Origin of the sequence: Myxococcus llanfairpwllgwyngyllgogerychwyrndrobwllllantysiliogogogochensis (assembly GCF_006636215.1) — a bacterium.
GTDB lineage: Bacteria > Myxococcota > Myxococcia > Myxococcales > Myxococcaceae > Myxococcus > Myxococcus llanfairpwllgwyngyllgogerychwyrndrobwllllantysiliogogogochensis.
Genome location: NZ_VIFM01000396.1, coordinates 1 through 7,806 on the forward strand (window position 1 = coordinate 1; position 7,806 = coordinate 7,806).

8 protein-coding genes and 1 pseudogene are annotated in these 7,806 nt (G+C 67.0%); 5 read left to right on the top strand and 4 right to left on the bottom strand.

The window, feature by feature from the left end:
- From FJV41_RS46545 to FJV41_RS46565, 5 genes and pseudogenes are all read left to right on the top strand, one after another.
- Positions 1-542 (top strand): annotated as a pseudogene (locus FJV41_RS46545) (hypothetical protein); the annotation flags it as partial.
- Positions 532-2,067, top strand: coding sequence for a DUF2380 domain-containing protein (locus FJV41_RS46550; protein ID WP_141649069.1), 1,536 nt, complete (start codon positions 532-534; stop codon positions 2,065-2,067). The pseudogene FJV41_RS46545 and the gene FJV41_RS46550, both read left to right, overlap by 11 nt.
- Positions 2,064-2,531: an NUDIX hydrolase gene (locus tag FJV41_RS46555; protein WP_141649070.1), complete on the top strand. Its 468-nt coding sequence runs from the start codon at positions 2,064-2,066 to the stop codon at positions 2,529-2,531. Before FJV41_RS46550 ends, FJV41_RS46555 begins: the two co-directional genes overlap by 4 nt.
- 80 nt (positions 2,532-2,611) lie before the next feature.
- Positions 2,612-3,082: an NUDIX hydrolase gene (locus FJV41_RS46560; RefSeq protein ID WP_141649071.1), complete on the top strand. Its 471-nt coding sequence runs from the start codon at positions 2,612-2,614 to the stop codon at positions 3,080-3,082.
- A gap of 202 nt (positions 3,083-3,284) precedes the next feature.
- Positions 3,285-3,755: a hypothetical protein gene (locus tag FJV41_RS46565; RefSeq protein WP_181791439.1), complete on the top strand. Its 471-nt coding sequence runs from the start codon at positions 3,285-3,287 to the stop codon at positions 3,753-3,755.
- Between the two features lie 40 nt (positions 3,756-3,795).
- On the opposite strand, the gene FJV41_RS46570 is transcribed toward FJV41_RS46565, so the two are convergent.
- From FJV41_RS46570 to FJV41_RS46585, 4 genes are all read right to left on the bottom strand, one after another.
- A complete protein-coding gene (locus FJV41_RS46570; RefSeq protein WP_246137851.1) occupies positions 3,796-4,326 on the bottom strand; it encodes a GNAT family N-acetyltransferase in 531 nt (176 codons plus the stop codon).
- A gap of 48 nt (positions 4,327-4,374) precedes the next feature.
- Entirely contained in the window at positions 4,375-5,217 is an 843-nt protein-coding gene (locus FJV41_RS46575; protein ID WP_141649073.1) for a hypothetical protein, read from the bottom strand.
- A 112-nt stretch (positions 5,218-5,329) separates the two neighbouring features.
- Positions 5,330-6,436, bottom strand: a complete 1,107-nt coding sequence (locus FJV41_RS46580; RefSeq protein ID WP_141649074.1) for a type IV pilus twitching motility protein PilT — start codon at positions 6,434-6,436, stop codon at positions 5,330-5,332.
- A 1-nt stretch (position 6,437) separates the two neighbouring features.
- The coding region (locus tag FJV41_RS46585) for a type IV pilus twitching motility protein PilT (protein WP_246137852.1) at positions 6,438-7,806 on the bottom strand (1,369 nt) is incomplete at its 5' end.

Here is a 7,806-nt window from a genome sequence, read left to right on the forward strand (position 1 = left end):
CTGTCGTGGGGGGCGGGGTGGACTACCTCACCGACAGGTTCAACATGCGGCTTCGGCTGGAGGCGAGGCGCCAGCATGGAGGCTTCCGGCAAGGCTTCTTCGGTGCTGACTACGAGCTGGCGCGCTTCCAGGCGGCGGGCCCTGACGGCGTGCCGCTCGCGGATGCTCACTTCCCGGACGGCTACTCCGCGTTCGGAGAGGCCATCGTGGAGTGGGATGCCGTCAGCTATGGGGGGCCCAACAAGCACCTGAACGTCTCGGTGGGCGCGGAAGTCTTCTCATGGGGCCGCGCTGATGTTGACGGACGTGTGGAGGTGCAGCTCTTCGAGCGCAGCTTGGAAGTGGCGTTGAAGGGGCTCGCGGTTGGAGCTGGGAAGCCCGGAGCGCGCTACCTCGGAGCGGCGGAAGTCCGGTGGAGGTTCCTGGGGGGCGGCCTCTACGCGATGGGGACGGGCGGCACGCTGTTGTTCCCCACCACCGAAGGGACGTTGCGACCTGGCGCCTTCGCGTCGGTGGGCTTGGGGGTGGACCATGCGCGCTAGGCTCCTGGTGCTGTCGCTGGCCTTACTCACCACGGGATGCATTTCGGTGCCTCACGCTCCCGCGCGTGGCCGCACGCTGAACTACACGCCGCGCGCAGCAACACCTCCCGAGGGGGTGGATATTGCGAGCGACGAACGCCCCGGCGCCTTCGACCCGTCTCCGTACTCCATCGCGGGCTCCTGGCCTCGACAGCGATTTGTGCGTCATGGGGGGGCGCGAATTGATGCAACGAAGGCCGCATCCGGAGCCGTCGGGGGTGGAGCACAGACCGGCGCCTCTCCGCGACAGGCTGTCCTCGACGCCATCGACGAGGTCAAGGGCACGCTGGATGGTGTTGAAGGGACCTTCACGAAGTTGGCGGCCCATCGGCCCAGGGCACTCGGTGAGCAGAGCCTGAATGACGACGGCTTGTTCTCCCGGTTTGTCGAGCATGGCTCCGCTCAAGTGACGTGGCTTCGTGGCGGGCTTGGGAGTGCGACCGGGCTGACGGAGGTGGCCTCGGAAGTGGGTGACCCGGACATGGAGCTGGGGGTGCTTCGCATGACGGGGCCCAAGCTCCAGGCCACGATGTTCGGGACCCTGCTACTGGCCACCTGGGTTGACTTCCTCCAGTTCTCGGCCGCCATCATCAAGCACTGCTTCGTGTGCAGCGACGAGAAGCTGTTCGTGGACCTTCATCGGGTGCAGCGACTGATGGAGCCCACGCTGAAGGACCTTGAGTCACTCGACCCGGAGCGAGTGGAGGCCGCTGCCACGGCGATGCCTGAGTTGATGGGGAAGCTGACCCAGGAGTTTGCCGCGCTCCAAGCGCAGACCCGCGAGAGCATGCGGGTGGGTGAGAAGGTCCTCACGGCGGCGCAGGTGCTGGAAATGGTGTCCATGATTTCCACGCTGAAGATGTCGCTACCCCGGCTGCCCCCGGCCGCACCGGTGACACTCGGCATGAGCCTCGCGATGGGGTCGGGGGGCGTCATGATGGGCTCGCGCATCGTTGTCTCCGCAGAGTGGGTGGAGATGATGCGAAGGCTTGTGCAGGCGGGAGTCATCTCCCTTCCTGCCGTCAACGCGGCCGTCCGCATTCATGGCGGGCAGGTGATGATGGCGCAGGCGTACCAGGACTTGCCTCAGGGCGTGCGGGACGCGCTGGGGGACAGTCCGGAGGTGAGGGGGATGCATGTGACGGGGAAGGCGGGAGCGGGCATGTCGGAGGCCCCCAAGCACCACGTTCTGCCGAAGGAGCACCGGGAATGGTTCGAGCAGCGCGGATTCAAGGGCGACATGGACATTGACCAGTTCTGTGTCCGCCTGGAGAAGTCCCAACACGAGGCGATTCATGGAGGGGGGAACTGGAGGCTGGGGCGCACGTGGCCCGGTGAGTGGAACCGGATGCTCATGAAGGCCCTAAGCGATGCCGAGGTCGAAGCTGGACGCAGGTTGACGCGGAATGCGGTCCTGGACATCGTTGCAGATCGAATGAAGGACTACCGGATCCCGATGAATTTCGTCACAGGGAGAAGGCGATGAGCGACGGAGCAGCTTGGCAGGGCAACATCAAGGCTCGCCTGTACGAACGGGTCCGCGAGCGAGGCTACGACTCACTGACCGCCTTTGCCGACGCGCGGCCTGCCGTGCCGCTATTCGTCCTGGCCGACGAACTGGGCAACGACGTTGCTGCGGTGCAGGTGTTGAGCGGCTTGCTGTACGAGGCAGAGCGGAGCAGGCGGGTCACCCGCTTCGTTCGCGATCTACTCGTTCGCCTCTTGTCTCAGAGCCTTCCCGATGGGTGGCCCGCCGTGATGGATGACGCAAACGTGTTCAAAGTGGCCAAGGCGCTCGGTTCGTGGTCCGCCTACACTCCAGAAACCCACCAGGAACGAGGCCGATTGGCGAGAGAGGCACTTCGAGCCAACCCTCCCCCGGCGGGCTGGCGCCCTCTCGGTCCTGATGACGAGCTTCTTCGGGTGCTCCTCCCCGACGAAGAAGCCTGAACAGAGCTGGTAGCCCCGCTCGTTGGTGAGGCGGGGCACCACGGTTCTACGCGCCGCTATGCCTCGAAGGAGAGCATCCGATGTCCGACGGACGTTCTTGGCAGGGTAACTGGAAGGCCCGCCTCTATGAGCGTGTTCGCGGGCGAGGCTACGACTCACTCACTGCATTTGCCGAGGCTCGCCCTACCGCATCCCTAGAGGAGTTGGCCGAGGAGCTTGGCAAGGACGACATCGCAGGGGTGCAGGTGTTCAGTGGACTGGTGGCCGAAGCGGAGCGAAGCCATCGGCTCACTCGCTTGGTACGTGGGCAGTTTGTGCGTGAACTGCACGCTTATCTCTCAACCGGGTGGCCGTCCGAGATGGGGGACGAAAACCGCTTCAAGGTCGCGCGCGCACTTGCCGGTTGGTACTCCTTCACTCCAGAGACCCACAAGGAGCGGGTTGATCGGGCAGGCGATGCTCTTCTTGCCAACCCGCCTCCCGCTGGATGGCGCCCGCTCGGCCCTGACGACGAGCTTCTCCGGACGCTCCTGCCCGACGACGAAGCCTGACCGCCAGCGGTGGCTTGCGTGCCCCCGATAGGACATCCCATGTGTCCCCAGTGTGCCCCTCCAGCGTGGAACGGGGCGGCACACCGGGGGCCGGTATGGAACAGGGCGGGACAGAGAGCCCGAGGCGAATCAAGGCGATAGCGGGTAACAGCGCGTCCTGCTTGGGGTTTCTATCGCCCTTCACGTGAGCTACGGACTCACCGTGCCAGAGGTCCTTGCGGACCTGACGGGACGGACCGTGGGCTGGGTCAGCCACCGCGAGCCCGCGAGCTGTGTCTCCAGCGACGGAGAGCATCCCGAACTCCTCTCGGGCGACACACTCCGCGACGCGGACGGAGGGCTCTTGCTGCTCACGGTACCGAGCGCGCCCACCACGCCGGAAGGCGAAGTCCTGCTGCCCACGGGACTCGTGCCGGAGCTGCGAGTCCGGTGGGAACTTGCTGACTGCGAGCGGCGAAAGGACACACGCACCCAGGGCGCACGGCTCCGGTTCGAGGATGCCCGGAAGCGTGGCGCATCACCCGTCACTGTCTCTGTTGGAGAGACGAAGCGACTTCTGCTGGGAGGTGTCCGCTACGAGGTGCGCGTGGCGAGAGCGCAGGCGGACACATCGGACCGCTGCGGGCAGGCGGTGTTCACGGTGTTCCGAGAGGGGCTCCGCGAGGAGCTGTAGTCCTCCTGTGCCTCGGGAGGCCACGCGGACGCGTCGAAGCTCAGTCGACCCCGTACACGCGGCTCGGGGTGCCTTCATAGTCGGTGATGCGCTCGAACCGCAGCCCGAGTCGCTCCGCGACGCGGAGGGACGGTGCATTCTCCGGATGGATGATGGCGACGAGGAGCACATCGGGGAGGTGTCGCCGGGCCTTCTCCACGGCGACGCGCGCGGCCTCCGTCGCATAACCCAGCCCCTGGGTCCGAGGCGCGAACCGATAGGCGAGGTTCAACACCGTCCGACCCTCGAACAACTTGTGGCGCACGCCGCAGACGCCCACGACGACGCCCGGTGTCTCTCGTTGCTCCACGGCCCAGTACCCCACGCCGTGTTTCGCCCAGTCACTCAACCACAGCGCCAGCAGCTCCTTCGCGGCGTCCAACGAGCGCAAGGGGCCGGAGGGGTTGAAGCGAGAGGTCTCCGGGTCGCCATGGAGTGTGAACACCGCGTCCAGGTCGGTCTCTCGAAACGGGCGAAGCAGCAGCCGTTCCGTCGTCGTGCTCTCGAAGCCGTGAAGCATGGTGTGCATCATGTTCCGCGTCGCCTGCTCGCGCACGTCGGTTCGTCGCGGTTCCAGGTCCTACCGAGAGTGTGTGCCTCCGCGTGGCAGCGTGCTCAGTCGGGGAACCGGAGGAAGAGCTGCGAGGGTGGCGGTGAGGTCCCCACCCAGGCGATGGAAGGCTCGCAGAAAGGTGAGGGCTGGCTCGCGCGTCGAGGCGGGTTCGCCCCTGGGCTGCGGCGAGTGAGGAGGCCAGGGATGAACGCCCACGTCATCCAGGAAGGTGAGCACGTCATGCACCCCCATCAGCAGCCTGGGAGTTTTGTGTCCGTGGAGCACCACGTGACAGCGGCCGTCGTGTCCCTGCTTCCAACTCCAACTGCTGGCACAGGCTCGCTTGAGGTAGCCGTTGAAGGATTTCTGTCCGTCGGGGATTCGCAGCAGTCCGCGAAGGATTTGCGCCATCACCCCCCGGTCCGAGAGGGGCTTTCTCCGCCATGGGTTGCTGGAGCGGCCGGTCCCGCGCGGCAGCTCCAGGCTGCTCAGGAAGTGCTTCTGCTGCTTCAGATGCGAGAGCGCGTGATGACCGATGAGTCCTGCCGGGAGAACCTTGCGCATCAGCTCCACGCGCAGGTCGCGAGGCTGGTCCAACGTTCGTTGTTCCGCCCAGCGGATGAAGGGGTTGACCTTGTCCGAGGCTTGTCGTTCCCACACCAGCCCCCGCATCTCGGAGGAGGTGTCTTCATCCAGCTCCGCGCAGTCCTCGGCGAACTCGGGGTCTCGGATGAGCTGGGCGACCCGGGTCCTCGAGGTGCGGCGGGAGCGCCGGTGCAGGCTCGCGCGACTCTTGCGAGCTGCCTGCCGGTGAGTGGAAGGCAACAGACTGCGTGCCATCTCGAAGGACTTGTCATCGCCGTAGCGCATCCAGGACTCCCTTGCGGGCCCAGCGACGCCACGGCCTTGCCTTCCTGACACCGGCGGAAAAGGTCTCCCTCTCGCCCAGACATTTCCGCCGTCGCGGGCGGGCTTGGGGCGACTACGCCTTCATCGACTCCGGCAGCACCCAATCCGGCTTGAGGCGCTGGATGACCTTGGCCAGATTCTCCTTGTCCTGGGCCTTCTCCAGCGCGGAGTCGGGCGTGACGATGTTGTCGCGCACCAGCCGCTCCAGGTGCATGTCGAGCGTCTGCATGCCCTGGCCCTGGCCCGCCTGCATCTTGGATGCAATCTGGAAGACCTTGCCCTCGCGAATCATCGCGGCGATGGCCGCGCCACCCACGAGGATTTCCAGCGCCGCCACGCGGCCCTTGCCGTCCGCCGTCTTGATGAGCTGCTGCGCGACGATGCCCGCCAGGCTCTCCGCCAGCATGCCTCGCACCTGCGCCTGCTCGTCGGCGGGGAACGAGTTGATGATGCGGTCGATGGTCGCCGGCGCGCTGTTGGTGTGCACCGTGGCGAACACCAGCACGCCGAAGCTCGCCAGCTGGAGCGCCAGCTTCATCGTCTCGTTGGTGCGAAGCTCGCCGATGAGGATGACGTTCGGGTCCTCGCGCCCCGCCGAGCGGATGGCCGTGGCGAAGCTGGACGCGTGCGGCCCCACCTCACGGTGCGTCACCTGTGCCCGCGCGGACTCGTGCACGAACTCCACCGGGTCCTCGATGGTGAGGATGTGCGCGGGACGCGTCTGGTTGATGTGGTTCACCATCCCCGCGAGCGTCGTGGACTTGCCGCTGCCCGTGGGGCCCGTCACCAGCACCAACCCGCTGCGACGCTCGGCCAGCTTGCGCACGATTTCAGGCGTCTTGAGGTCGTCCAGCGTGAGGACCTTGCTGGGAATCGTGCGGAACACCGCGCCCAGGCCCGTCTGCTTGTAGAAGTAGTTCGCGCGGAAGCGGGCCTTCGTGCCGTAGCCGTAGGCGAAGTCGAGGTCCAGCTCCTCGACAATCTGCCGCTTCTGCTGCGGGTTGATGAGCTCGAACAGGAGCCCTTCGACTTCCTGGGGCGTGAGGGGCAACTCGTGCAGCGGCGTCAGCTCGCCACGGATGCGGCCCATGGGGGGATAGCCGGTGCTCAGGTGCAGGTCGCTGCCCTTCTGCTCCAGCAGCATGTCGAAGAGCGCGGAGATGCGCGGCGTGGTGCTCATCTCAGCCCCCCTTCCTTCCCATCAACGAGCCCATCTTGCTCAAGAGCCGGGCGCTGTCCTGCTGCGTCTCCGGCGCGGCCACGGACGTGCCCGGCCTCTTTCCCGTCACCACCGCCTCCAACTCGTCCGGGTTGTCCACGAAGCCCTTGGCCACTTCCAGCTTCACCTTCTGCGCGCGCACCAGGTCCGCCATCGAGTCCTCGAAGCGGATGATGCCCAGGCTCTTGCCGCGCTGCTGGAGCGAGGGAATCTGGTACGTCTTGTTGTCGCGGATGAGGTTGCCCAGCGCCACCGAGCCGGGGAGCACCTCCGCCGCCGCCACCATGCCCTTGCCGTCCGCGCTCGCCATCAGCCGCTGGCTGACGATGAGGCGCAGGCCGCTGGACAGCGACAGGCGCACCTGCTGCTGGTCCGCCGGTGGAAAGAGGTCGATGAGGCGGTCGATGGTCTTCGCCGCGCTCGGCGTGTTCATGGTGCTGATGAGCAGGTGGCCCGTCTCCGCGGCCGCCAGCGCCATGCGCACCGTCTCCGTGTCGCGCAGCTCGCCCACCACGATGACGTCCGGGTCCTCGCGCAAGCTGCCCTTGAGCGCGCTGGCGAACGTCTTCGTGTGCGCGCCCACTTCGCGCTGACTGATGAGCGCCTTCTTGCGCGGGTGGACGAACTCCACCGGGTCCTCCACCGTGAGCACGTGGTGGGACGTCTCGCGGTTGATGAGGTCCACCAGCGCCGCCAGGGTGCTCGTCTTGCCGTGGCCGGACGGGCCCGTGACGACGATGAGCCCCTGATGATGGTGCGTCGCCTTGGCGATTTCGATGGGCAGCCCCAGCGACTCCAACGTGGGGATGTCGCGCGCAATCACCCGGAAGGTGCCCTTGAGGCCCGTGCGGTGCCGCGAGACGTTGACGCGAAAGCGCCCCATCTCCGGCGAGTCGAGCGAGAAGTCACAGCTGCCGTCGCGCTCCAGCACCGGGCGCAGTCGCTCCGGCACTACCGGCATCAACATGCCCTCCACCCGCGCCGCATCCAGTGCGCCGCCTTGGGGAACCAGCTCTCCGGCGAGGCGGAAGAGCACGGGGCGCTCGGCCACGACGTGCACGTCGCTGGCGCGGCTGCTGCGGCCCTGCTCCAGGACAATGGCCAGGTCCCTGGCTCCGCCCGTCAGGCGCGACGTCGCCAGCGAGCGCGCGGCCTCCTGGGTTCCCGAGGGGGCGTACCCGGCGCTCTGAGGCGCGGCGGTATTCCCGGATGCGGCGGGCGCGGAGGCATACCCAGGCCCACCGCTCTGAGGCGCGGCGGCTTGCGCCGCGACAGGCGCCGGCTGGGGTGTGGGGGGAACCGGAGCCGCCCGCGCCGCCACGGGTTGGGCG

What these genes read in the sequence shown, in the direction of transcription:
- FJV41_RS46550 (WP_141649069.1), top strand. Translation starts at nt 532, where the DNA reads ATGCGCGCTAGGCTCCTGGTGCTGTCGCTGGCCTTACTCACCACGGGA.
- FJV41_RS46555 (WP_141649070.1), top strand. Translation starts at nt 2,064, where the DNA reads ATGAGCGACGGAGCAGCTTGGCAGGGCAACATCAAGGCTCGCCTGTAC.
- FJV41_RS46560 (WP_141649071.1), top strand. Translation starts at nt 2,612, where the DNA reads ATGTCCGACGGACGTTCTTGGCAGGGTAACTGGAAGGCCCGCCTCTAT.
- FJV41_RS46570 (WP_246137851.1), bottom strand. Translation starts at nt 4,326, where the DNA reads ATGATGCACACCATGCTTCACGGCTTCGAGAGCACGACGACGGAACGG.
- FJV41_RS46575 (WP_141649073.1), bottom strand. Translation starts at nt 5,217, where the DNA reads ATGCGCTACGGCGATGACAAGTCCTTCGAGATGGCACGCAGTCTGTTG.
- FJV41_RS46580 (WP_141649074.1), bottom strand. Translation starts at nt 6,436, where the DNA reads ATGAGCACCACGCCGCGCATCTCCGCGCTCTTCGACATGCTGCTGGAG.